We start from the raw sequence: 3,239 nt of genomic DNA, 5'->3' as shown, positions 1-3,239 counted from the left end.
AAGGTCTAGCCTTAATCAATACATATTATATTTAGTGTGAATTGATTAGGGTTTTTTAAACCTTGCAAGATGGGTGATAAGCCCTACGAAAGTAGACTTTATTGACTCACCTTGCGCCCTTGCAGCCAAAAAGACGGCTACAAGTGCACACTGTTCTTTAACAATTTGGAAAGCTGATAAAAAAGTAATCGAAACAAATAAGAGAAGCTCGAAAGAACTTACTCTATCTGACAAAGATTAGTACTTGTCACGCATACAAAGCGGAAACGCGTTAGTCAGTTTACTGATGAGCGTGATGTCCGTACGTCAAATAAAATGAAAGGTTATTTGGGGTTGTATGGTTAAGTGATTAAGCGTATACGGTGGATGCCTAGGCAGTTAGAGGCGATGAAGGACGTGTAAGTCTGCGAAAAGCTGTGGTGAGCCGACAAAATGCTTTGACCCACAGATGTCCGAATGGGGGAACCCAATCCTTAGGGATTATCATTAACTGAATACATAGGTTAATGAAGCTAACGAGGGGAACTGAAACATCTAAGTACCCTTAGGAAAAGAAATCAATTGAGATTCCCCTAGTAGCGGCGAGCGAACGGGGAACAGCCGAGAGTGTAAGAGTCAGCAGAATGTGTTGGAAAGCACAACGATACGAGGTGATAGTCCTGTATGCGTTAGCTCTTATATTCCATATTAAGTAGGTCGGGACACGTGTTATCTTGACTGAAGATGGGGGGACCATCCTCCAAGGCTAAATACTCCTAACTGACCGATAGTGAACCAGTACCGTGAGGGAAAGGCGAAAAGAACCCCAGTGAGGGGAGTGAAATAGAACCTGAAACCGTATACGTACAAGCAGTAGGAGCACCTTCGTGGTGTGACTGCGTACCTTTTGTATAATGGGTCAGCGACTTATATTCTGTAGCAAGGTTAACCGAATAGGGGAGCCGTAGCGAAAGCGAGTGTTAACTGCGCGTTGAGTTGCAGGGTATAGACCCGAAACCCGGTGATCTAGCCATGGGCAGGTTGAAGGTTGAGTAACATCAACTGGAGGACCGAACCGACTTATGTTGAAAAATGAGCGGATGACTTGTGGCTGGGGGTGAAAGGCCAATCAAACCGGGAGATAGCTGGTTCTCCCCGAAAGCTATTTAGGTAGCGCCTCGGACGAATACCACAGGGGGTAGAGCACTGTTAAGGCTAGGGGGTCATCCCGACTTACCAACCCTTTGCAAACTCCGAATACCTGTGAGTACTATCCGGGAGACACACGGCGGGTGCTAACGTCCGTCGTGAAGAGGGAAACAACCCAGACCGCCAGCTAAGGTCCCAAAGTCATAGTTAAGTGGGAAACGATGTGGGAAGGCTAAGACAGCTAGGAGGTTGGCTTAGAAGCAGCCACCCTTTAAAGAAAGCGTAATAGCTCACTAGTCGAGTCGGCCTGCGCGGAAGATGTAACGGGGCTAAACTATGCACCGAAGCTGCGGATTCATCGTAAGATGAGTGGTAGGGGAGCGTTGTGTAAGTGGCTGAAGGTGAACCGAGAGGTTTGCTGGACATATCACAAGTGCGAATGCTGACATGAGTAACGATAATGGGAGTGAAAAACTCCCACGCCGAAAGACCAAGGTTTCCTGTCCCATGCTAATCAGGGCAGGGTAAGTCGGCCCCTAAGGCGAGGCAGAAATGCGTAGTCGATGGGAAACGGATTAATATTTCCGTACTTATATATTCAGTGATGGGGGGACGGAGAAAGTTATGCAAGCCTGGCGTTGGTAGTCCAGGTGAAAGTGTGTAGGGTTGAATCTTAGGTAAATCCGGGATTCTATATGCTTGAGACACGAGACGAGACTCTACGGAGTTGAAGTTGCAAATACTATGCTTCCAGGAAAAGCCTCTAAACTTATGAATATATAAACCGTACCCCAAACCGACACAGGTGGTCAGGTAGAGAATACTAAGGCGCTTGAGAGAACTCGGGTGAAGGAACTCGGCAAAATCGTACCGTAACTTCGGGAGAAGGTACGCCGCTGTTTGTGATGAGCTTTACGCTCTAAGCGAATGGCGGCCGCAGTGAAAAGGTGGCTGGAACTGTTTATTAAAAACACAGCACTGTGCTAAATCGAAAGATGACGTATACGGTGTGACGCCTGCCCGGTGCCGGAAGGTTAATTGATGGGGTTAGCGCAAGCGAAGCTCTTGATCGAAGCCCCGGTAAACGGCGGCCGTAACTATAACGGTCCTAAGGTAGCGAAATTCCTTGTCGGGTAAGTTCCGACCTGCACGAATGGCGTAATCATGGCCACGCTGTCTCCACCCGAGACTCAGTGAAATTGAAATCGCAGTGAAGATGCTGTGTACCCGCACCTAGACGGAAAGACCCCGTGAACCTTTACTATAGCTTGGCACTGAACATTGACCCTACATGTGTAGGATAGGTGGGAGACTTTGAAGCATACTCGCCAGAGTGTGTGGAGTCGTCCTTGAAATACCACCCTTGTAGGTTTGATGTTCTAACATTGGTCCCTAATCGGGATTGTGGACAGTGTCTGGTGGGTAGTTTGACTGGGGCGGTCTCCTCCCAAAGCGTAACGGAGGAGCACGAAGGTTGGCTAATCCTGGTCGGACATCAGGAGGTTAGTGCAATGGCATAAGCCAGCTTAACTGCGAGACAGACACGTCGAGCAGGTACGAAAGTAGGTCATAGTGATCCGGTGGTTCTGTATGGAAGGGCCATCGCTCAACGGATAAAAGGTACTCCGGGGATAACAGGCTGATACCGCCCAAGAGTTCATATCGACGGCGGTGTTTGGCACCTCGATGTCGGCTCATCACATCCTGGGGCTGAAGTCGGTCCCAAGGGTATGGCTGTTCGCCATTTAAAGTGGTACGCGAGCTGGGTTTAGAACGTCGTGAGACAGTTCGGTCCCTATCTGGTGTGGGCGTTGGATGATTGAGGGGAGCTGCTCCTAGTACGAGAGGACCGGAGTGGACGAACCGCTGGTGTTCGGGTTGTCATGCCAATGGCATTGCCCGGTAGCTACGTTCGGAATCGATAACCGCTGAAAGCATCTAAGCGGGAAGCGAGCCCCAAGATGAGTCATCCCTGACAATTTAATTGTCCTAAAGGGTTGTTGAAGACTACGACGTAGATAGGCAGGGTGTGGAAGTGCAGCAATGTATTAAGCTAACCTGTACTAATTGCCCGTGAGGCTTAACCATACAACGCCCAAGTAACTTTAGCG

The 3,239-nt window shown here is 48.9% G+C and carries 1 rRNA gene; it reads left to right on the top strand.

Going from position 1 to position 3,239, the window contains the following annotated elements:
• The first annotated feature begins 339 nt into the window (after positions 1–339).
• A 23S ribosomal RNA gene (locus ABKW31_RS22685) occupies positions 340–3,216 on the top strand.
• Positions 3,217–3,239 lie beyond the last annotated feature (23 nt).

Origin of the sequence: Paraglaciecola sp. 25GB23A, assembly GCF_040012495.1 — a bacterium.
Classification (GTDB): domain Bacteria; phylum Pseudomonadota; class Gammaproteobacteria; order Enterobacterales; family Alteromonadaceae; genus Paraglaciecola.
The sequence above is the reverse complement of the archived record's forward strand: the minus strand, read 5'-3'. Positions and strand labels throughout refer to the sequence as shown.